This window comes from Pristimantibacillus sp. PTI5, assembly GCF_048572955.1.
Classification (GTDB): domain Bacteria; phylum Bacillota; class Bacilli; order Paenibacillales; family Paenibacillaceae; genus Pristimantibacillus.
In genome coordinates this window covers 6,433,404-6,454,507 of the sequence record NZ_CP183886.1, presented here as the reverse complement: position 1 = coordinate 6,454,507, position 21,104 = coordinate 6,433,404, and the positions used below count along the sequence as shown (strand labels likewise).

At 46.9% G+C, this 21,104-nt stretch carries 18 protein-coding genes; all 18 read right to left on the bottom strand.

Features of this window, described 5'->3' with window-relative positions; translation table 11 throughout:
• Positions 1-7: 7 nt before the first annotated feature.
• The 18 genes from ACN6MW_RS28590 to ACN6MW_RS28505 all read right to left on the bottom strand — a co-directional run bounded on the left by ACN6MW_RS28590 (position 8) and on the right by ACN6MW_RS28505 (position 21,084).
• The gene (locus ACN6MW_RS28590; protein WP_419873150.1) at positions 8-1,042 is read right to left on the bottom strand and encodes an aspartate-semialdehyde dehydrogenase; all 1,035 of its coding nucleotides are present in this window, start codon (positions 1,040-1,042) and stop codon (positions 8-10) included.
• 31 nt (positions 1,043-1,073) lie between these two features.
• Positions 1,074-1,661: a dipicolinate synthase subunit B gene (locus ACN6MW_RS28585; protein ID WP_364140360.1), complete on the bottom strand. Its 588-nt coding sequence runs from the start codon at positions 1,659-1,661 to the stop codon at positions 1,074-1,076.
• Complete coding sequence (gene dpsA, locus ACN6MW_RS28580) at positions 1,658-2,557, bottom strand: dipicolinate synthase subunit DpsA (protein ID WP_419873149.1); 900 nt, start codon at positions 2,555-2,557, stop codon at positions 1,658-1,660. Before dpsA ends, ACN6MW_RS28585 begins: the two co-directional genes overlap by 4 nt.
• 131 nt (positions 2,558-2,688) lie before the next feature.
• Positions 2,689-3,072 (bottom strand): dUTP diphosphatase, encoded by a 384-nt coding sequence (gene dut, locus ACN6MW_RS28575; RefSeq protein ID WP_419876472.1) that lies wholly within the window; start codon positions 3,070-3,072, stop codon positions 2,689-2,691.
• A 40-nt stretch (positions 3,073-3,112) separates the two neighbouring features.
• On the bottom strand, positions 3,113-4,381 hold the full coding sequence (locus ACN6MW_RS28570; protein WP_419876471.1) for a M16 family metallopeptidase: 1,269 nt from the start codon (positions 4,379-4,381) through the stop codon (positions 3,113-3,115).
• 123 nt (positions 4,382-4,504) lie between these two features.
• Positions 4,505-5,506 (bottom strand): polysaccharide deacetylase family protein, encoded by a 1,002-nt coding sequence (locus tag ACN6MW_RS28565; protein WP_419873148.1) that lies wholly within the window; start codon positions 5,504-5,506, stop codon positions 4,505-4,507.
• A gap of 203 nt (positions 5,507-5,709) precedes the next feature.
• Positions 5,710-7,818 carry a polyribonucleotide nucleotidyltransferase gene (gene pnp / locus ACN6MW_RS28560; protein WP_419873147.1) on the bottom strand — a complete coding sequence of 703 codons (2,109 nt, stop codon included), beginning with the start codon at positions 7,816-7,818 and terminating at the stop codon, positions 5,710-5,712.
• Between the two features lie 149 nt (positions 7,819-7,967).
• Positions 7,968-8,237 (bottom strand): 30S ribosomal protein S15, encoded by a 270-nt coding sequence (gene rpsO, locus ACN6MW_RS28555; RefSeq protein WP_053375765.1) that lies wholly within the window; start codon positions 8,235-8,237, stop codon positions 7,968-7,970.
• A gap of 209 nt (positions 8,238-8,446) precedes the next feature.
• On the bottom strand, positions 8,447-9,394 hold the full coding sequence (locus ACN6MW_RS28550) for a bifunctional riboflavin kinase/FAD synthetase (RefSeq protein WP_364140378.1): 948 nt from the start codon (positions 9,392-9,394) through the stop codon (positions 8,447-8,449).
• Between the two features lie 44 nt (positions 9,395-9,438).
• A complete protein-coding gene (gene truB / locus ACN6MW_RS28545; RefSeq protein WP_419873146.1) occupies positions 9,439-10,353 on the bottom strand; it encodes a tRNA pseudouridine(55) synthase TruB in 915 nt (304 codons plus the stop codon).
• Between the two features lie 3 nt (positions 10,354-10,356).
• Complete coding sequence (locus ACN6MW_RS28540; protein ID WP_419873145.1) at positions 10,357-11,346, bottom strand: DHH family phosphoesterase; 990 nt, start codon at positions 11,344-11,346, stop codon at positions 10,357-10,359.
• Positions 11,343-11,699, bottom strand: a complete 357-nt coding sequence (rbfA, locus tag ACN6MW_RS28535) for a 30S ribosome-binding factor RbfA (protein WP_054028943.1) — start codon at positions 11,697-11,699, stop codon at positions 11,343-11,345. The genes ACN6MW_RS28540 and rbfA overlap by 4 nt, the downstream gene beginning before the upstream one ends.
• Positions 11,700-11,706: 7 nt before the next feature.
• Positions 11,707-14,271 (bottom strand): translation initiation factor IF-2, encoded by a 2,565-nt coding sequence (gene infB, locus ACN6MW_RS28530; RefSeq protein WP_419876470.1) that lies wholly within the window; start codon positions 14,269-14,271, stop codon positions 11,707-11,709.
• A 61-nt stretch (positions 14,272-14,332) separates the two neighbouring features.
• Entirely contained in the window at positions 14,333-14,665 is a 333-nt protein-coding gene (locus ACN6MW_RS28525) for a L7Ae/L30e/S12e/Gadd45 family ribosomal protein (RefSeq protein WP_364140391.1), read from the bottom strand.
• The gene (gene rnpM, locus ACN6MW_RS28520) at positions 14,652-14,966 is read right to left on the bottom strand and encodes an RNase P modulator RnpM (protein ID WP_419873144.1); all 315 of its coding nucleotides are present in this window, start codon (positions 14,964-14,966) and stop codon (positions 14,652-14,654) included. Before rnpM ends, ACN6MW_RS28525 begins: the two co-directional genes overlap by 14 nt.
• A 42-nt stretch (positions 14,967-15,008) precedes the next feature.
• Positions 15,009-16,106 (bottom strand): transcription termination factor NusA, encoded by a 1,098-nt coding sequence (gene nusA, locus ACN6MW_RS28515; protein ID WP_419873143.1) that lies wholly within the window; start codon positions 16,104-16,106, stop codon positions 15,009-15,011.
• A 39-nt stretch (positions 16,107-16,145) separates the two neighbouring features.
• A complete protein-coding gene (gene rimP / locus ACN6MW_RS28510) occupies positions 16,146-16,607 on the bottom strand; it encodes a ribosome maturation factor RimP (RefSeq protein WP_419873142.1) in 462 nt (153 codons plus the stop codon).
• 169 nt (positions 16,608-16,776) lie between these two features.
• Entirely contained in the window at positions 16,777-21,084 is a 4,308-nt protein-coding gene (locus ACN6MW_RS28505; protein ID WP_419873141.1) for a PolC-type DNA polymerase III, read from the bottom strand.
• Positions 21,085-21,104 lie beyond the last annotated feature (20 nt).

The following is a 21,104-nucleotide window of genomic DNA, read 5'->3' as shown; positions in this document are numbered from 1 at the left end:
TAATACATTAACCTTTTGCGATATGTTCGGCGATTTGAACGGCATTCCATGCGGCGCCTTTGAGCAGGTTATCGGATACGATCCACATATTAAGTCCGCGGTCAGACCCTAGATCGCGTCTCAAGCGGCCAACAAAAACATCCGGCTTGCCGGCAGCGTCGGTCGCGAGCGGGTATTGCTGGTTAGCAGGATCATCTACGAGCGTAATCCCCGGTGCATCTGCTAGCAGCTGCCTAACCTCTTCCAAATCGTAGTCGTTTTTGAGCTCAACATATAGCGATTCCGAGTGACCGTATACAACAGGAATGCGCACGCAAGTGGCAGTAACCTGGATAGACTCGTCACCCAAGATTTTTTTCGTTTCGCGTACCATTTTCATTTCTTCGAGCGTGTATCCGTTATCTTGGAACTTATCGATTTGAGGAATGGCATTAAAAGCAATTTGATGCTTTACTGGTAACGCGCCTACCGGCAAAATAGCCGGGTTTACCTCTTCGCCATGAAGTGCCGCTTGGGTTTGACGCAGCATTTCATCGATTGCGCGGCTGCCGGCACCGGAGACCGCTTGATAGGTAGATACGATAATCCGAGCAATGCCGTAACGGTCTTGAAGCGGTTTAAGTGCTGCGACCATTTGGATTGTCGAACAATTCGGGTTAGCGATTATGCCCTTATGCTCGCTAACCTTATCGATATTCACTTCAGGAACTACAAGCGGGGTGTTCTCGTCCATACGGTACGCATTTGTATTGTCTATACATACTGCGCCGTGCTTAACCGCATGCGGAGCAAGAGCCTTTGTTACGTCGCCGCCCGCACTGAACAATGCAATTTCAATTCCCTTAAAGCTATCCGGTGTGGCTTCTTCAACCGTAAGCTCCTGGCCCTTAAATGAAATTTTAGTGCCTGCCGAACGAGCAGACGATAATAGCTTAAGCTCTTTAATAGGGAAGTTTCTCGATTCAAGTAATTTCAGTATTTGTTCTCCTACTGCGCCTGTTGCGCCCACTACCGCAACATTAAACGATTTCTGATTCGACATTTGCTGTCGTCTCCCCTCTTTCCCTGTGTCCTTAATGCCGTTCGACAAGCAGAGGCTGCAGCTGTTTGCCTTGTAGGGCTGCTTCGCATGCTTCCAAGACCAAATCCATTCTGGCAACTAGCGAGTTAGGCTTCTGCACAGGGTTATCTTGGCCGAACGGAACAAAATAAATATGTTTAGCCACTAGTAGCTTCGCTATATTAGCGGCATTTAAACCAAGTCCGTCATTCGTGGAAATCGCAAGCACTAGAGGTCGGCCGTTGCGCATTTGGGCTTTGGCAGCCATAAGCACCGCACTATCCGTTATTGCATTTGCTAGTCTGCTTGTTGTGTTGCCTGTGCAAGGTGCAATGACAAGAACGTCAAGCAGCTTAGATGGCCCTAGCGGCTCCGCTTGCACGATTGTTGATATAAGATCATTCCCAGTAATCGCTTTAAGCTGTGATTGCCAATCCTCGGACTTTCCGAATCTCGTGTCCGTTGTCATAATCGTATTCGAAACGATCGGCACGACATTCGCACCCGCATCGACGAACCGTTTAATTTCAGGCATAACCTCAGCAAATGTACAATGTGAGCCCGACAAAGCATAACCCACCGTGATACCAGACCAATTCATATCCCATTCCCCCGCTTAATCGTATCGTCCAAAATCAACTGTGATAAGCAATCCGCCATGATACGTCCAGCTGTTTTCGGTGCGACGATACCGGGAAGTCCGGGTGCGAGCAGCGCCTTGATTCCGCGCTTCTCCGCGAAGCGGAAATCTGTTCCGCCAGGCTTCGATGCGAGGTCAATTATAACGGCCCGCGAAGGTAAATTTGCGATAATTTGTGCTGTGACTATCATAGTCGGAATTGTATTAAAAAGCAAGTCAATATTGCTTACATGCTGCAATAAATTGCTGATGTAGAAAGGCTCAAACCCCATTTCTGAAGCTCTCGCATATTGCTCGGAACGGCGTACGCCAACCTTAACTTTGGACCCTAAACCTTTCAAAGTACGGGCCATCGTGAAGCCGGTCCTGCCGAAGCCAAGCACCATGGAAGAGGAGCCGTGAATCGTGATATCCGTATTCTGGATCGCCATCATCAATGCGCCTTCCGCTGTAGGTATGGAGTTGTATATCGCTACATCATCACGGTCAAACAATTCGACTAACGATAGGGTATACTTCTCGCACAACTGGCGCAAATAAGGTTTTGCCATGCCTGTATAAACCGTGCAATGCTTTGGCAGCTTTGAAAAATGACTGTCCGTCACTTGCATCAGGCGGTCACTAAAAACAGCGTGAATAACACCTTGGTCATCGGTGCCTACAGCTGGCAGAAGCAGCGCGTCGACCGATTCGAACAATTGCTCTTCGAACTCCGCTTGCACGGCTCCGTCAAGCGATGAATGCAACCCATCAAAGCCTGACACGGTAACCGAAGCATCAAGCTCTGTCAACTTGCGTATAACCTCAAGCTGTCTTGCGTCACCGCCCAGCAAAAGCACTTGGACGCCTGTTAGCATTAAGCTTCACTCCTTTCTTGCTAATAGCTTTAGACCATCTTATGCTTGCGCCCAGAGCGGGGTGAAAAATAAAAAAAAGATCAGGCCAATGACCCGATCTTTTTGAGCTTATATCATATGATGGTTACCGGTTATACACCTGTATGGCCGAAGCCGCCCGTGCCCCGCACCGTTTCCGGCAATTCCGCTGCTTCTGTTATCGTAACTGCAGGCACTTGCTGGAACACCATTTGAGCGATTCGCTCTCCCCGCGTGATCGTAAATGGCTGCTGTCCTAAATTAATAAGAAGGACCTTTACCTCTCCGCGGTAATCCGCATCGATGGTTCCCGGTGAATTCAAGCATGTAATCCCATGCTTATAAGCAAGTCCGCTCCGTGGTCTAATTTGCGCTTCAAGCTCTCCAGGCATAGCCATGGCAAAGCCTGTAGGAATAAGCTGCCGTTCTCCCGGCTGCAGGATTACAGCCTCTGCGACGGCTGCTTGCAAATCAAAGCCTGCCGCCCATTCAGACATTTTTTTTGGAACCGCGATATCTTCATTTCCTTCAAGTCTCTTAAACTGTACTTGATACAAATTGATTCCTCCCCAGCTGTGCTGCCGCTTTATCGTTAGAGCCAACCATGGCAACCGAGAAAGGCACGGACAACATACGTTTTGTTACCTCGATAACATCTGCCATATCCACCGAGTCGATTCGCTTTAAGAGCTCATCGAGGGTGTAATGCTGACCTAGCATAAGTTCATTTTTTCCTAACCGGTTCATTCTGCTGCTCGTGCTCTCTAAACTTAAAATCAAGCTGCCCTTCAGCTGTTCCTTGCCCCGGTGCAATTCATCTTCTCCCAAACCTTTGACAGATAGCTCGTTCAACTGTCCCATCGTCAAATCCAGCACCTCTTTGGTTTGCTTCGGAGCCGTCCCCGCATAGAGTGTGAATAAGCCGGTATCCGCATAGGATGTATGGTAAGAGTAGACAGAATAAGCGAGGCCGCGCTTCTCCCTAATTTCTTGGAAGAGCCTGGAGCTCATCCCTCCTCCCAAGGCATTGTTGAGAAGAATCATCGCATACAAATGAGAATCCGTTATGGAGCAGCCTGGGAATGAAATACACAAATGATTTTGTTCTGTTTTTTTCTTGTAGAACAAGTAATCGCCATGGAATGTTGGAGCCGTAACGATCGTAGACGCCGGCTTGCTATTTTTGAAGCTGCCAAAGTGCTTCTCCATCAGTGCAAGCAAATTCTGCTCTTCCACGTTTCCTGCAACGCTAATGACTACATTTTCAATCGTATATGTGTCATTCATATATCCTCGGAGCGTCTCGGAAGTCATCGCGGTTAAACGTTCCTCAAGTCCCAAGATCGAATACGCCAGCGGGTGATCGCCAAAAGCAGCTCGCGAAGCTTCGTCATGCACTTTGTCATCGGGTGTATCCTCGTACATCGAAATCTCTTCAAGAATTACATTTTTTTCCTTGGCCAATTCCTCTGAATCCAACTGGGAATTAAAAAACATATCCGAAAGCGCATCGACCGCAAGCGGCAAATGCTCATCCAGCACTTTGGCAAAATAACACGTATACTCTTTAGAAGTAAAAGCATTAACGTTCCCGCCAATGCCGTCAAATAAATCTGCAATATCCTTTGACGTACGGGTTTCTGTACCTTTAAACAACATATGCTCGATAAAATGGGAGATCCCGTTGTTTTCAGGCGTCTCATTACGGGAACCCGTTTTGACCCAAATTCCAAAGGAAACTGATCTTACAGTCGGTATGTATTCGACGACAACGCGCAATCCGTTACTAAGTGTGTACTTGTTCATCATTAGTCCTCCTTATGTTTTGTTAGGCATACGGATCTTACGGTTTTTTCGCTTCAATTCGCCTTACAAAACTAACTTCGTATGCATGTATCTTTAAACATGAATGTTTTTACTATAGCAGAATCACTGTGCTGCCTCAACAGCAGCCTTAAGCCGCTTAGAAGAAAGCGTCTCGCTTACCGTGCCGATCGCGTATCCCTTCTCTTTTGCTGTGGCGATGATGCCAGCAAGCGCATCTCGCGTAGAGGATGTGGGATGCATTAAAATGAGGGCACCCGGCTCAATTTTCTGTGCTATTTTCCGAATGATGGTGTCCGCCGGCGGCTTTTGCCAATCGATCGTATCTATTGTCCAAAGGACCGTCTTTAGCCCCATCTCCTCGGCGATTTGAACGGTTGCTTGATTAAATGCGCCTGACGGAGGAGCGAACCATTTGTTATTCACGTTAAGGGTGGATTTCAGCAGCGCTTCCGTCTTTGCGATTTGGCTGTGCTGCGCTTGTCTATTTAATGCGCTCATATCAGGATGCGTATAAGCATGATTGGACATTTCATGTCCTTCGGCCTGTATGCGTTTTGCAATCTCAGCGTTTTTGTTGAGCCAGCTGCCGTCAAGAAAAAAAGTCGCCTTCACCTTATCCTTTTTAAGCGTGTTTAAGATCGAATCGATGTATTCATTGCCCCAGGCTACGTTAATCATCAGTGAGATCATTTTTTTATTCGGATTACCGCGATAAATCGGATGCGGTCCTAAGTCATTTAGCTTTATTTCCGGTTCCACCTCTTTATAAATGTACGGAATCGTTTCAGCAGGCGGAGCCAGCAATGCGGCTTCCAATGTTTTCTCCACATCAACTTCTAAGCCGTTATAACCGGGGATGGCCCTCCAGACACGATCTATCCTCGCGTTAACAGGCGGGATATTGCGTTTCTCTGCTTCAGCGTTGATAAGCGAAAGCAATCTTTCACGCTCTGACTGTGAGTACGAAACTTGCGCAGAAGCCGTTTTTACTTCTTTATATTTCAATGAAGCAAGAAAATGTGATACGTCATCATTCATGCTTACGAACGCAAGCACCATAAGCATGCTTGCTGCAACTATGGCCGCTTTTCTCACCATCATCATTCCCACTCCCATAATCGTCCTGTTATGCCTACTAAGCTTGACCTTATTCCAGCATGTTAATTCATGTGTATGAAATGTTGGACGAGATTATGCAAAAGGACAAACATTCCGGCGCGGGAGTATGAAGAGGACAAAGCAAAAAAAGAGCCAGATCGAATCTGTCTCTTTTCTTCTCTTATAGCTATGTCGTATCTCGAAAATGCTTATTGCGTTTGTTGCGTGGAAACCTCAGGCGTCATTAGTACTTTAGCAGACAAATTGATTCGGCCTTGTTGATCAATTTCAGTAACTTTAACCTTGATTTGATCTCCGATGTTCACGACATCTTCCGTCTTGGCAACACGTTCAGTCGAAAGCTGCGAAATATGGACAAGTCCATCTTTATTCGGCAGAATCTCAACGAAAGCACCGAATTTCTCCACGCGTTTAACCGTACCAACGTAAATTTCACCAACCACGACTTCTTTGACAATGCCTTCGATAATCGATTTAGCCTTCTGGTTCATCTCTTCATTAGAAGAAGCAATGAATACCATTCCATCCTGCTCAATATCGATTTTAACGCCCGTTTCTTCAATAATTTTATTGATGATTTTTCCGCCTGCGCCAATAACATCACGGATTTTGTCCGGGTTAATACGAAGCGTCAAAATCTTAGGCGCATATTTGGATAAGCTTGTCCGAGTAGTCGGAAGGCTTTCAAGCATTTTGCCAAGTATGAAAATACGTCCTTGACGGGCTTGTTCAAGTGATTGCTCCAAAATCTCACGGTTAATACCGGCAATTTTGATATCCATTTGAATAGCCGTTACGCCTTCAGCCGTACCCGCAACTTTGAAGTCCATATCGCCAAGATGGTCTTCCATCCCTTGGATATCGGAAAGAATCGCGAAATGCTCGCCGTCTTTGATAAGACCCATTGCGATCCCTGCTACCGGAGCTTTGATCGGTACGCCAGCATCCATCATCGCAAGCGTGCTTGCGCAAATACTTGCTTGTGAAGACGAACCGTTCGATTCCAATACTTCGGAAACCAAACGAATCGTGTAAGGGAACTCGGCTTCAGAAGGAATAACTTTCGAAAGCGCGCGTTCTCCAAGCGCACCATGACCAATTTCGCGGCGACCCGGCGGACGAAGCGGACGAGCTTCACCCACGCTAAATGGCGGGAAATTATAATGATGCATAAACCGTTTTGTTTCTTCAGGTGAAATGCCGTCTAAGATTTGAACGTCGCCCATTGCTCCGAGCGTACAAATGCTAAGCGCTTGTGTTTGTCCGCGTGTAAACAATCCCGTTCCGTGCGTACGCGGCAAAATGGCAACATCGCAGTCAATTGGGCGGATTTCATCAAGTGAACGGCCATCAGGACGAACCTTATCATGAGAAATAAGGCGACGAACTTCTTCCTTCACGATGTCGTAAAGAACTTCCTTGACATCGGACAAAAGCTCAGGCGTTTCGATATATTGCTCTTCAAAATGCGCAACCGCCGCGCTGTTAACCGCATCAATCGCATCTTGGCGTGCATGCTTTTCTTCAACTTTAATGGCTTCAACAAGACCAGCTGAAGCATAAGCTCGTACATCAGCATTCACTTGCGCGTTTACGGTATGTAGCTTAACTTCCATTTTCGGCTTGCCGGCAACGGCCAGCAGTTCTTCAATCTTCGCAACGATTTTTTTGATTTCATCGTGACCGAACATAATAGCTTCAAGCATTACTGCTTCAGAAACTTCGTTCGCCTCGGCTTCCACCATCATGATTGCATCTTTGGTACCTGCAACTACAACAAAAATATCCGTTTCTTGGCTTTGCTCCACAGTCGGGTTAATAACGAATTGACCATTCACGCGACCAACGTTAACGCCGCCGATCGGCCCGTCAAATGGCACATCGGAAATGGACAATGCAGCAGATGTACCGATCATTGCAGCGATTTCTGGAGAACAATCCTGATCCACGCTCATTACAATGTTCATAACCTGTACATCGTTCCGGAAACCTTCAGGGAACAACGGACGAATAGGCCGATCCGTAAGTCGGCTGGACAAAATCGCCTTCTCGCTTGGACGGCCTTCACGTTTGATAAATCCGCCAGGAATTTTACCGACAGCATACAAACGCTCTTCATAGTTAACGGTCAGCGGAAAGAAATCCAAATCTTTCGGACCTGTAGATGCCGTAACCGTACACAATACGACAGTGTCGCCATATTGCACGGTTACTGCAGCATTCGCTTGCTTAGCAAGACGGCCAGTTTCGATGGATAGCGGTCTTCCGCCTACTTCCATCTCGATTCGTTGTACCATTATATCCCTCCTATAGGTATGTATTTTAGTATATTTCACTGCAAGGGCAGTTTTTCCCAGGGTTTCCCTATTACAAAAAGCAACCCGAATCCACTCATCCGTTATTCCCGGACGGCTGGACAACCAGGTTGCTTTTCATTACGCATGTTTTAGCGGCGTAGGCCGAGTTTTTCGATCAATGCGCTGTAACGTCTAACATCATTGTTTTTAAGGTATGCAAGCAGCTTACGGCGCTGACCTACCATCTTGAGCAAACCACGACGGGAATGATGATCTTTCTTGTGCTCCCGCAAATGTTGAGTCAAGTTAACGATGTTTTCAGTCAGGATAGCCACTTGAACCTCCGGAGAACCGGTATCAGTTGCATGTGTCTTATGCGTCTCAATCAGTTCGTTTTTACGTACTTGTGTAATTGCCATCCTAATTCACCTCCTTCTTGATAATCGCCATTAGCCACGAAGCCGTCGGTGAGAACGGACATCCAAGCTAAGGTTAAGTTAGTGTTCGTGCATGCAAGATGCATGACTACTCACAACGTTGTATAGTATAACACATATGATGGACAAATGTCGAGAAGCATATCTTTGGATACTCGAACAACCTGCTAATCAACCATCCGAATGGAAAGTTAATTGTAGCCGAGTATTTCCTTGGCCTGTCTTGAATCAGAGCCGATTTGCTCGATGAGCTCCGTAATAGAGTCGAACTTCTTCTCTGAACGGATAAATGAAAGAAATTGCAAACGCAATTGCTCACCATAGATATCGGAGTCAAAGTCAAACAAGTGAGCCTCCATTACCGGCTGCAGCTCCTGTTTGTTAAACGTTGGCTTCAAACCGAAATTCATGACTCCGGGATATGCTTTGTCTCCGATCCAAGCTGTTATCGCGTAAACACCTAATCTTGGCGTGATATAGGGACCGTTTATTTGAAGGTTAGCTGTCGGAAAACCGATTGTCCGGCCTCTTTTATCTCCATGTACGACGCTTCCCGTCACTTCGTACGGACGTCCGAGCAGACGCTCTGCCAATTTGATGTCGCCTTGTTCAAGCGCTTCCCGAATATAAGTACTGCTAACTTTAATGCCATTTTCGAACAGAGGCTCTATGACATGAACGGAAATGTCAGGATGGCCTAACTGCTTTAGCGCATCCGAGTTGCCTAAGCCTTTATGGCCGAAATTAAAGTCAAAGCCGACAACTACGTTTTTAGCGCGCAGCGTGCGCAGTACCTCATCGACAAAACGCTCAGGCGATACCGAAGCAAACTCGGGATCAAATCTCATAATAAACACAAGATCGACACCGAGCTCTGCGAATAGTGCCGTCTTAACGTCCAGAGGCGTGAGACAACGGTAGTATTGCTCTCCTTGTCCCAGCACTTCCTTCGGATGCGGATCAAAAGTCAAAACCGCCGATAGCATATCGGAGCCTTTTGCCTCATTAACGGCACGGCGAATGACGTTTTGGTGACCGCGATGGACACCATCGAAATGACCGATTGCTATGGAAAGCGGTTTGTCCAGCGATAACGTGGACAAACCGTTTAAAGGAAAACTTAATGGAATAATTTCCAACGCTGAAACACCTGCATTTCCTCTTAACTTTCTATATCAAAAAGCTATGCCGAAAAGACTTTAACCGCCTTGAGAACGGCAGCTCTCAAGTCTATCTGAAAAATACCCAAAAATGAGCTATGTTCATTATAAAGACGTACTAGCTGCCCATCAAGGATTAAGGACTTATCTAGATCTGAATGAGTAAGATTAACCTTCTGCCCCATTAAAGCAAGCTTACCGATAGATTCAGGTACGATTGCACGGTTCAGATGGGTAATCGCTTCATCGGCGGCAATGAGATGACTGCTTAATTCACCCGTTTGCTGCAGCTTCTCGATTTCCTCGAGCGTCAAGCAGCTCTCCTTCGTAATGCCTCCCGACATGGTTCTTGTCAGTTTAGCCATTGCTGCAGGGACTCCGAGCGTTTTACCGATGTCCACACACAACGTTCGGATATATGTACCTTTTGAGCATACGACGGAAAATGTAATTTTCGGCTGTTCAAGTTCTAGCTGCATGTCCAACAATTCAATTTGATGAATCGTTACTTTACGCGATTTTCGCTCGACCGTTTTACCTTCTCTTGCAAGCTCATATAACCGTTTTCCGTCAATCTTGACTGCGGAATACATTGGAGGAACCTGTTCAATCTCCCCTGTAAAACGAGCCAAAGCACGTCGAACCTCGTCCTCTGAGACCGTTATTAGATCTTGGCGTTCAATCACGGTTCCGGTTAGATCTTCCGTATCCGTGGCTATGCCTAGCTGTAATACCGCTTCATACGACTTAGGTCTCTCTTGCACATATTCAACAACTCTCGTTGCTCGCCCGAGACATAGAGGAAGTACGCCAGTCACCATAGGATCAAGCGTTCCTGCATGTCCAATCCGCTTCATTTTTAACAATCGGCGAACTTTAGCAACCACATCGTGAGAAGTCCAGCCTTCAGGCTTCCAAACTGCCAAAATGCCGTCCATCGATTAAACCAACGCCTTTCTAACTGCTTCCACTAACTCAGGTATCGAATTCGTTAAAGGACCATCAAGTTTACAGCCCGCTGCACGTACATGTCCGCCGCCGCCGAATGCTTGCGCAATAGCAGCAACGTTTGCTTTGCCTGCGGAGCGCAAGCTTGCTTTAATAGCGCCGTCCTCAGTTTCTTTAAACAAAATGCCGACTTCAACCCCGTCAACATTAAGTGCATAATTCACGATGCCTTCGAGATCTTCCGGCACGGCACCCGTATTGCGCAAATCATCCTTGCCAATATGAACCCACCCAATTTCCAGGTTATCCGTAAAGGTAAGGCGGTTCAACGCAATTTGGAGAAGCTTAAGCTTTGCCATGGTCATTTTCTCAAGCAGATGATCGGCCAGCTCATTTCCTGATACTCCTAGCGCAAGCAGCCGCGAAGCAATTTGCATAACCCGAGGACTTGTGTTCGAATAACGGAAACCGCCAGTATCGGTTAACAAACCGGTATAAATGGCCGTTGCGCATGGCAAATCACATGATATGCCTGCTCTCTCTATTAAATCAAACAAGATCTCAACGGTTGCTGCCGCTTCCGCCCGAATAACGTTCACAGTACCAAACCCGTTATTCGTTGGATGATGATCGATATTAAGCAGCTTTGCATCGGGTGCAAAGCTGCTTGATACCTCTCCAATTCGCTTGAAATCCGCGCAATCAATCGAAATTACCGCAGCGAATTTCCGTTCGGGTTCTGCATGCTTATAGTTGATAATCGAATCAAATTGATCCAAAAAATTAAGTCTGGAAGGCAACTCGCTTTCATTGATCAGTACAAAGGTTTTACCCAGCTTCTGGAGCAGCCAGCCTACGACGACAGTAGAGCTTATAGCGTCGCCGTCAGGCTGCACATGGGATACGACCAAAAAATCATCGTATGACCGCATGAATGCCAAAGCATCATCCAACTGCTTCAAATAACTGCCCTGTTCCATCATCGAGCCGAGTTCCCGTTATTAATGTTTTCAAGCAATGCCTCGATTCGGCTTCCATACTCAATGCTGCTGTCAAACTTGAACAGCAATACCGGAGTGTGACGCAGTCGCATACGCTTGCCAAGCTCCGTGCGGATAAATCCGGTTCCGCTGGCGAGTGCTTTTAGCGTAGCTTCTTTCTGTTCTTCGCTGCCCAGTACGCTTAGGTATACTTTAGCTTGCGAAAGATCACTCGACGTTTCGACACCTGTAACTGTGATAAAACCGATTCTCGGATCTTTAAGCTCTGTCTGTATAATTTGGCTCAGCTCTTTTTTAATTTGTTCGCCGACCCGTCCTACCCGGATTTTTGCCATACTATACTCACCTCTCTACTGTTTCCATGACAAACGCTTCGATCGTATCGCCTTCGCGAACATCGTTGTAACGATCAAGCGTTATACCGCACTCGTAGCCTTGTGCAACCTCTTTGGCATCATCTTTGAAACGCTTAAGGGAATCAATTTTACCCGTGAAGACCACGATGCCGCCACGAATCAGGCGAGCTTCTGCAGAACGGGTAATTTTACCGGATGTAATCATACAACCCGCAATTGCTCCGACCTTCGTAACTTTAAATACGTTACGAACCTCTGCTTGACCAATAACAACTTCTTTGTAGATCGGATCAAGCATACCTTTCATGGCTTGCTCGATTTCATCGATTACATTGTAAATGACGCGGTGCATACGCACATCGACTTTTTCTTGTGCAATCGTTGCTTCCGCTTGCGGATCAGGTCTAACGTTAAATCCGATGACGATTGCGTTAGAAGCTGATGCCAAAATGATATCCGATTCCGTAATCGCGCCAACACCGCTGTGGATGATTTTTACGCGTACGCCTTCGATGTCAATTTTGGCAAGCGAGCCTTTCAATGCTTCGGAAGAGCCTTGAACGTCTGATTTAATAATAACGTTCAGGTCTTTAATTTCACCATCTTTGATATGGTTATACAGATCATCAAGCGTTACGCGTGTATTGGCACCCATATCCGATTGACGCTGTTTAATGGAACGACGGTCAGCAATGTCACGGGCTTTACGCTCATCTTCAAACACCATGAACGGATCTCCGGCTTGCGGAACTTCGGTTAAGCCTGTAATTTCAACAGGAGTCGAAGGACCGACTTCTTTTAAGCGACGGCCTTTATCATTGACCATAGCTCTGATACGTCCGAAGCAGTTACCCGCGACAAATGCATCACCGATTTTCAAAGTACCGTGCTGCACGAGAATACGGGCAACCGGGCCTTTACCTTTATCGAGCTCAGCTTCGATAACCGTTGCGCGTGCGCGTTTGTTCGGATTGGCTTTGTAATCATTAACTTCTGCAACTAGCAAAATCATTTCAAGAAGGCCTTCAAGACCAATTCTTTGTTTAGCGGAAACCTCGACGAAAATCGTATCGCCGCCCCACTCTTCCGGAACGAGTTCATATTCAGTCATTTCTTGTTTGATTTTCTCCGTGTTAGCTTCCGGTTTATCGATTTTGTTGACCGCTACGATAATCGGAACGCCAGCCGCTTTAGCATGGTTGATCGCTTCAACGGTTTGAGGCATGATGCCGTCATCGGCTGCAACGACGATAATTGTAATATCCGTAACCTGTGCACCGCGGGCACGCATAAGCGTAAACGCTTCGTGACCAGGCGTATCAAGGAATGTGATTTTTTTATGGTTGATTTCGACTTGGTATGCACCGATATGCTGCGTGATTCCGCCAGCTTCTCCGCCGGTTACGTTTGTTTTGCGGATCGCATCGAGCAAAGTTGTTTTACCATGGTCAACGTGACCCATGATGGTAACAACCGGAGGACGAGAAACCAGATCCTCATCTTCATCCGTTTCTTCAACCGTTTCGAAGGAATCTTCCTCAACTGGAATCTTCACTTCAACCTCAACGCCATAATCGGTTGCTATCAGATGAATCGCATCCATGTCGATTTCTTGGTTGATTGTAGCCATTACGCCAAGGAAAATCAGTTTTTTGATAACTTCTGATGCATCCTTATGCAGTAATTTTGCCAACTCGCCAACCGTCATCGTACCGCGAACGATAATTTTCTTAGGAGTATTGTCAATTTTCTCGCGTGGAGGCTGCTGTTGGAACTTGCCGCCGCGACCTTTTTGGCCGCCCCGGTTATTGTTGTTGCCTCTGAAACCGCCTGGTTTGCCGTCTTCAAATCTTTTTTGACCAGGTCTTGCATTTCTGTTGTCATTGCCGCGTGCTTGGCCTTGCGCCGGTTTGGAATCAAAACGGCTTTGACCCGATGGAGCAGGACGGCTTGTTGCGTCTTGACGCGGAGCGCTAGGACGGCTTGCCGTGTTTCCTTGCCCGCCTTGCGATGGACGGTTTTGCCCAGATGAAGCTGGACGATTCCCTTGTCCGCCTTGGCCTTGTCCTGGACGGCTGGAACCGCCGCCAGATTGTGCCGGACGGCTGCCTTGTCCGCCTTGTCCTTGGCTTGGACGGCTGGAATTACTGTTACCTTGCGATGGACGGTTGTTGCTGGATGATTGCGCTGGACGATTGGTTTGCTGTCCTGCTGGTCGCTGTTCGGACTGCTGTTGGTTGTTTTGTGGTTTCGTATTAATAGAATTCATAGGCCCCTGTCTGTCTTGATTAGTATTTTTTGTTTCTTGTACTAGCTGCGGCTTCCGTTCCTGCTGCTGCGGCTGCTGCGATTGCAGCTTGTTAGCGGCAGGCTGTGCGGAGGAAACAGACACGCTTGTCGTTTCCTGTGCCCGTTTAACGGCTGCGTTTTGTTTAATATTGCGAAAAAAACCTTCGACCTTGTTTACCATCTCATTTTCCATAACACTCATATGGTTATTCACCGGCAAATCAAGTCGTTTTAGAATCGTAATAATTTCTTTGCTGCTCATATTAAGTGACTTGGCATACTCGTAAACGCGCAGCTTATCTTTATTGTCCTTGCTGTCTTGTTTATTGTCCAATATGATCCACCTCCGTATTATGGCTCAGATGACTCGCAATCATTTTTCCGAACTGCATATCGGTTACCGCAAGCACAACCCGTTCCGGCTTACCTATCGCCTTTCCTAGTTGCTCACGGTCGAATGCTTCGGCGAGTTGTATTCCGTAGGTGTTGCATTTGTCACGAAATTTTTTCTTCGTATTTTCGGAAGCATCTCCAGCTATTATAACGAGATGCGCCTGTTTATTTCTTACAGCTTTGAGTACGATTTCGTCGCCAGTAATCAGCTTTCCCGCACGCATAGCCATGCCAAGCTGTGATAAGCTTTTATTCTGCTTCATCGCTTATCAGCTCCTTATTCGCGATAAACTGCTCCTCTACCGCTACAAAATCCTGTTCGAGCTGATCGTAAATATGATCGCCAACATGCTGCTTCAGCGCACGATCTAACGCTTTGGATTTTTTCGCTAGTTTAAAGCAGCTCACTTTTCCGCACAAATACGCACCGCGGCCTGCTTTTTTGCCTGTCAGGTCAATCTGCACCTCTTCGGCCGGTGTCCGCACAATCCGAATGAGTTCCTTCTTCGGCTTCATGTCCTGACAAGCGACGCATTTGCGAAGCGGTACTTTTCTCGGTCTCATTGTACACCCCTCCTCTGCCAGCTGAATTGACGCTTTTAACGATTAATCGATGGAGACCGAATCCTGATGCATAACCGTAGTCAAGGATTTCGGACGGCCATACTCCTGCTCTGCCTGCGTTTCGCTTTTTATATCAATTTTCCAGCCGGTAAGCTTGGCAGCAAGCCTTGCATTCTGACCTTTAATACCGATAGCTAGCGATAACTGGTAGTCAGGCACGATAACGCGAGCCATTTTCTCCTGTTCGAATACAATAACCTCCAGCACCTTTGAAGGGCTGAGTGCATTCGCAACATATTCGTCCACGCTTTCAGACCAACGAACGATATCGATTTTCTCGCCTTTAAGCTCGTTTACGATCGTCTGAACGCGCAGCCCTTTTTGACCGACGCAAGAACCCACTGGATCTACCTCGGCGTTACGGGAATGTACCGCAATTTTAGAACGGAAACCAGCTTCGCGGGCTACCGAACGGATTTCAACGACGCCGTCATAAATTTCGGGCACTTCAAGCTCGAATAGACGCTTAAGCAAACCAGGGTGCGTACGGGATAAAATGATTTGAGGGCCCTTAGTCGTGTTTTCCACTTTTGTGATGTATGACTTTACACGGTCGCCGTGCTTGAACTTATCCGTAGGCATAAGCTCCGTCAATGGCAATACTGCCTCAACTTTCCCAAGGTCCACAAATAGGTTGCGAACATCCTGGCGCTGCACGATACCGTTGACGATATCTTCCTCTTTATCGATAAAAGCGTTATAGATCAGTCCGCGCTCAGCCTCACGAATGCGCTGCGTAACCACTTGCTTCGCCGTTTGGGCGGCAATTCGACCAAAATCGCGAGGTGTAACTTCGATATCAGCGATGTCGTCGAGTTGATAATGCGGGTTGATTTCACGGGATGCCTCAACCGTAATTTCAAGACGCGGGTCAAGCACCTCGTCAACAACCGTTTTGCGGGCATATACTTTTATGACGCCAGTGTGGCGGTTGATATCCACGCGCACGTTCTGAGCCGTATTAAAATTTCTTTTGTAGCTAGAGATCAGCGCCGCTTCAATGGCTTCGAGGAGTACGTCCTTCGTAATCCCTTTATCTCTTTCTATTTCTTGTAGTGCTTCAATAAAATCCATGCTCATTGGACTGGATTTCCCCCTTTCAATATAAAAAGCGAATATTTAGAATACGATAGCCAGTCTTGCTCCGGCTACCTTATCATAAGGAATCGTATACTCCTTCTTGCCCGTACGCACAACGGCATTTTCCCCGTCAAATGAAAGCAGCAGCCCCTCAAATTCTTTAGCGCCGCTGATCGGTTCATATGTCGTTATGTAAACGTGTTTACCGATAGCTTTACGTACGTCTTCTTCTTTCCTAAGCGGTCTTTCAGCTCCAGGTGAAGAAACCTCAAGGAAATATACGTCGGTAACGGGATCGTTTTTATCCAATTGCTCGCTCATGAATTCGCTGATGCGACCGCAATCATCAATATCGATTCCGCCTTCTTTATCCACGAATATGCGAAGGAAGTAGTTGCTGCCTTCTTTGACATACTCAATATCAACCAGTTCAAATCCATTGCTGCTGAGGTATGGCAAAACCATTTCCTGTACAGCGGCTTTGATTTTGGATGTACTCAAATTCAGTTGACCTCCTGTTTATACGCACTATGCCATTTTGCCGTTTACAAAACGTAAAGAGTGGGTTTCCCCACTCTTCTGCATCAAAGTCTTTATCATCATCATTGCCAGAAAAATTATAACATAACCGCACTATAGTGACAAGAAATCTTTTCTAACTCCCCCTTGTCTAGAACAGGGAAAGCTGGTTAGATTCAGGCAATCCTCGGAAGCAGCCCATGTTCCCAAGCACCTCAATTATCGTCTTTGTCGCCTTGGATTTCATCTGGAAATCTTCGATGGAAAGGTATTCTCCATCATTTCTGGATGCCGCGATATTGCGTGCCGCGTTATCTCCGATACCGGCTATTGCGGCAAATGGAGGAATAAGCGAATCGCCGTCTACTAGGAACTTCGTAGCATCGGAGCGATAAAGGTCAATGGGCTTGAAGGAGAACCCGCGAGCTGTCATCTCAAGAGACATTTCCAGCTGTGACACCATGTTTTTCTCTTTAGGGAGCGCATTAAAACCTTTGGCTTCGATTTCGATCAGCTTCCGCAAAATCGCTTCATACCCTTGGCATAGCAGCTCTAAATCAAAATCATCCGCTCTTACCGTGAAATAAGTGGCGTAATACTCAATCGGATAATAAAGCTTAAAGTAGGCGGTTCGAACCGCCGATATGACATAGGCGGCGGCATGGGCTTTCGGGAACATGTACTCGATGCGAAGGCAGGAATCAATATACCACTGAGGTACTTTGCACCGCTTCATTTCATCGATCCATTCCGGCGTCAGGCCTTTACCTTTACGCACGCTTTCCGTAATCTTAAAGGCCAGACCGGCATCCATCCCGGCCTTATAAATCAAGAAGAGCATAATATCATCCCGGCATCCGATTACGGTTTTGATGTTGCAGGTCCCGTTTTTGATGAGTTCCTGCGCATTTCCGAGCCATACGCCCGTTCCGTGCGACAGACCGGAAATTTGCAGCAAATCGGCGAAGGAAGACGGCTGCGTTTCCTGAAGCATTTGGCGTACGAACTTTGTGCCCATCTCGGGAACCCCGTACGTAGCAACGGAAGACCGGATCTTCTCGCCTGGGATATTGAGCGCATTCGTAGAGTTAAACATGCTCATGACCATCGGATCATTCATCGGAATTGACGTGGGGTCGACGCCAGTTAAATCCTGCAGCATCCGCATCATGGTCGGATCATCATGGCCGAGGATATCGAGTTTAAGCAAATTCTCATCGAACGCATGGTAATCGAAATGCGTCGTTTTCCATTCGGCATTCACGTCATCCGCCGGGAATTGCACCGGTGTGATGTCTTCAACTTCGATATAGTCGGGAACAACGACGATACCGCCTGGATGCTGTCCCGTGCTTCGTTTTACGCCCGTACAGCCGTTTGCAAGTCTGGCAAGCTCTGCGCCGCGCCATTTTTTGCTATGCTCTTCCTCGTACTTCTTCGCGAAGCCGTAAGCCGTTTTCTCGGCAACCGTACCGATCGTACCTGCCCGGAATACCGCTTTATCCCCGAATAATACTTTCGTATAGTTATGGGCAACCGGCTGGTAGTCCCCGGAGAAGTTAAGATCGATATCGGGAACCTTATCGCCCTTAAATCCAAGGAAGGTTTCGAACGGAATATCCTGGCCTTCGCCCTTCATCGGCTTCTCGCATTTCGGACATAATTTATCCGGGAGGTCAAAGCCGCTTGGAATGCTGCCGTCCAGAAACCATTCGCTGTGACGGCAATCCGAGTTTTTGCACAAATAGTGCGCGGGCAGCGGGTTAACCTCCGAAATACCAAGGAAAGTTGCAACGACCGAAGAACCTACGGAACCCCTGGAACCAACCAGATAACCGTCTGCATTGGACTTCTTCACGAGCTTCTCGGAAATCAAATAGTTCGCGGAAAATTTAAATTTAATGATCGGAATAAGTTCTTTTTCCAGACGATCGATGACAACCTGCGGCAAATCCTCGCCATACATTGATTTCGCCGTATCATAGCACGTGTTGCGGATTTCCTCGTCGGCGCCTTCGATGTTAGGAGCGAACAGTCCTGTAGGAAACATGTCGTACGGCTCGAAACGCTCGGCAAGCTCAACGGTATTCGTAATAACAACTTCACGGGCACGCGCTTCACCTAGAAAAGCAAATTCCTCCAGCATCTCTTCCGTTGTACGGAAATGCGCATCGGGCTTTCGTATGCTTTTCAATGGGCTAAAGCCCGTAATCCCGTGGATCGTAATGTCGCGGTACATTTTATCCCGCGGATTCAGGTAATGCACGTTGCCTGTTGCGATAACCGGTTTCCCCAGCTCATCGCCGATTTGGCAAATTCGTCGGTGGGCCTGCTCGATCTCGGCTCTGCTTCCGACAAGCCCCTTCTCGACTAGATGCATGTAAAAATCAATCGGTTGAATTTCGAGAACATCGTAGAAGCGAGCTACCTCAAGAGCTTCTTCATACGATTTGTTCAATACCGTTTCAAAAAACTCGCCCTTCTCGCAGCCCGAAATGACAAGCAAGCCTTCGCGGTGCGCCGTAAGCTTCGTTTTCGGAATTGTCGCGACGCGTTTGAAATGTTCCGTGTGCGACAGAGAAATAAGCTTGAATAAGTTTTTCTTGCCGACTGCGTTTAACGCATAGATATTGCTATGGAAAGGACGTGAATTGGATAAGTCAATGCCCACGTAATCATTAAGCTGATGAAGATTCGTAATATTGCGTTCAGCAGCATCCGCAATAAGACCGTACAGCACGCCGCCTAGAGCAAGCGAGTCATCCACGGCGCGGTGATGGTTTTCAAGACTAATTTTGTATTTATCCGCTAATGTGTTCAAGCGATGGTTTTTGAGCGTCGGAAAAATAAATCTAGCCAGCTCAAGCGTATCCAGCACGGGGTTTTTGACCTCCGGCAAGCCAATCGCTTTGCAATTCGCTTGAATGAAACCGATATCGAATCGCGCATTATGCGCTACCAGCACATCATCGCCAATAAATTCAATGAATTCACGAAGCTTCGGTTCAATTTCAGGCTGTCCTTTAACCATATCGTCATTAATATTAGTCAGCTGCTGAATATGGTAAGGAATTTTTTCATGCGGGTCGATCAGGGTAGAGAAGCGATCTATTTCCTTGCCTTCTCGCATCTTTACGCCGGCAAGCTCAATGATTTTGTTATTAATAACGGATAAACCGGTCGTCTCTATATCGAAAACGATATAGGTAGCTGTAGCTAGCGGCTCTGGCCTGGATTCCAGTACCATCGGCACCGCGTCGTTAACAATATTAGCTTCAACGCCGAACAGCACTTTGATGCCATGCTTTTTGGCCGACTTATTCGCATCCGGATAACATTGCACATTGCTGTGATCCGTAACCGCAATCGCCTTATGTCCCCATTTGGCAGCAGTCTTAATATATACATCAACTGGCGTAACCGCGTCCATCGCGCTCATTGTCGTATGAAGATGAAACTCGACGCGCTTTTCTTCGGCCTTATCCATGCGGTCGGGAGGCGATTTGACCTCATGCAAATCATTTGGCATCATGACGAGCTCCGGTTCCTGCATAAAGCGGTCATATTCGACTCTGCCGCGTGCCTTGATCCATTTCCCGTTGGCGAGCTGGCTCAATATTTTTACGTCATCTTTCGTTTTGGCAAACATTTTCATGGCAATAGAATCCGAGAAGTCGGTTACGTTAAACGTAAATAACGTGCTGCCGTTACGCAGCTCTTTTACATCTAACCCAAATACAGCGCCCTGCACGGTAATTTTCTTCTCTTCTTCTATAATATTCATTAGAGGTACTGGCTCTTCGCGAATATCGTACCCGACCGCAAGCTTGATCTCCGCATCATCCACAAGGTCGGACTCTGATTGGGAACTAGCCATGAGCTCTTGTACATACTCTCGTTCTTCCTGAACGATTTTAAGCGCGTATTCATCCAAAATTTCTTGTCTGGACTCACTGACAATCATTTTAACCTTGCAGGCACGCTGAAAATGGTCATTATAAAATCGGATAATTTCCTCATCAAGACGTTTTTTGCGGGCAAGCTCCAAACCCGTATTATCGAGCAAAGATAATATTAATGTTTCGTCTTCCACCGCTATCGTTGCTTTTTGTAGCCAGCCGTTAACCGAAGCGATCTCACGCTGTGCCCACTCCATAAATAAACCCCAATATTGCAGAACGATAGACTCGGTCTCTACGACAGAATCATAGATAAATAGAAACTTGACTGCGGCAATATGTTCAAACTTTACACGCGTCGCTTGACAAAGACCGTTATAGGCCTGTAAAGGCACCATGGACGTTTTGCGGATGCAAAACGTCCATTCACGGTTACTATTGCTTACTATGACTTGCTCAATATATCCATCTTGGAAATATGATTGTATAAGTTCTTGCGGCAGCCCCGATTGCTGTAATAGCATCTCGAAGCGCTGCCGATTATCCGCGGTTTGGCCCAAAAAAATCAACTCCTTAAGAT

What these genes read in the sequence shown, in the direction of transcription:
- ACN6MW_RS28590 (WP_419873150.1), bottom strand. Translation starts at nt 1,042, where the DNA reads ATGTCGAATCAGAAATCGTTTAATGTTGCGGTAGTGGGCGCAACAGGC.
- ACN6MW_RS28565 (WP_419873148.1), bottom strand. Translation starts at nt 5,506, where the DNA reads ATGATGATGGTGAGAAAAGCGGCCATAGTTGCAGCAAGCATGCTTATG.
- ACN6MW_RS28585 (WP_364140360.1), bottom strand. Translation starts at nt 1,661, where the DNA reads ATGAATTGGTCTGGTATCACGGTGGGTTATGCTTTGTCGGGCTCACAT.
- rpsO (WP_053375765.1), bottom strand. Translation starts at nt 8,237, where the DNA reads ATGGCAATTACACAAGTACGTAAAAACGAACTGATTGAGACGCATAAG.
- nusA (WP_419873143.1), bottom strand. Translation starts at nt 16,106, where the DNA reads ATGAGCATGGATTTTATTGAAGCACTACAAGAAATAGAAAGAGATAAA.
- dpsA (WP_419873149.1), bottom strand. Translation starts at nt 2,557, where the DNA reads ATGCTAACAGGCGTCCAAGTGCTTTTGCTGGGCGGTGACGCAAGACAG.
- rbfA (WP_054028943.1), bottom strand. Translation starts at nt 11,699, where the DNA reads ATGGCAAAAATCCGGGTAGGACGGGTCGGCGAACAAATTAAAAAAGAG.
- ACN6MW_RS28540 (WP_419873145.1), bottom strand. Translation starts at nt 11,346, where the DNA reads ATGATGGAACAGGGCAGTTATTTGAAGCAGTTGGATGATGCTTTGGCA.
- pnp (WP_419873147.1), bottom strand. Translation starts at nt 7,818, where the DNA reads ATGGTACAACGAATCGAGATGGAAGTAGGCGGAAGACCGCTATCCATC.
- truB (WP_419873146.1), bottom strand. Translation starts at nt 10,353, where the DNA reads ATGGACGGCATTTTGGCAGTTTGGAAGCCTGAAGGCTGGACTTCTCAC.
- infB (WP_419876470.1), bottom strand. Translation starts at nt 14,271, where the DNA reads ATGAGCAGCAAAGAAATTATTACGATTCTAAAACGACTTGATTTGCCG.
- ACN6MW_RS28570 (WP_419876471.1), bottom strand. Translation starts at nt 4,381, where the DNA reads ATGAACAAGTACACACTTAGTAACGGATTGCGCGTTGTCGTCGAATAC.
- dut (WP_419876472.1), bottom strand. Translation starts at nt 3,072, where the DNA reads ATGTCTGAATGGGCGGCAGGCTTTGATTTGCAAGCAGCCGTCGCAGAG.
- rnpM (WP_419873144.1), bottom strand. Translation starts at nt 14,966, where the DNA reads ATGAGACCGAGAAAAGTACCGCTTCGCAAATGCGTCGCTTGTCAGGAC.
- ACN6MW_RS28525 (WP_364140391.1), bottom strand. Translation starts at nt 14,665, where the DNA reads ATGAAGCAGAATAAAAGCTTATCACAGCTTGGCATGGCTATGCGTGCG.